The sequence below is a fragment of the Synechococcus sp. ATX 2A4 genome, from assembly GCF_024346375.1.
Classification (GTDB): Bacteria; Cyanobacteriota; Cyanobacteriia; order PCC-6307; family Cyanobiaceae; genus MW101C3.
The window spans coordinates 1-252 of the sequence record NZ_JAGQCV010000038.1 but is presented as its reverse complement, the minus strand read 5'-3'; the positions used below and the strand labels follow the sequence as shown (position 1 = coordinate 252).

The window sequence follows — 252 nt, the reverse complement described above, 5'->3', positions numbered from 1 at the left end:
CGCTTCCATCAACATCTGCTGCTGTGATCGCCGGAACCTGAACAGCTTGAGCAGATTGTGTGTGGCGGCGATCAGGGCCCATTCGCCATTCACTTTCTCCAGACCCCGCAGCAGGAAGCGACGGATGAGGTGGTCTGGTTTTTCTGGACAGGGTCCATCGTTAACCTGTGAGGCGGGGCACCGCCCCTGAAAGGGGGCTCCCACCCATGAGCAAACGCCGCACCCATAGCCCCGAGTTCAAGGCCAAGGTCG

Annotated in this window: 1 protein-coding gene; it reads right to left on the bottom strand. The window is 60.3% G+C overall.

Annotated elements, in window-relative coordinates:
- Nucleotides 1-204, bottom strand: a 204-nt coding sequence (locus KBY97_RS14870; RefSeq protein WP_399217936.1) for a transposase, incomplete at its 3' end; no start/stop codon positions are given.
- Between the last annotated feature and the right edge of the window lie 48 nt (nt 205-252).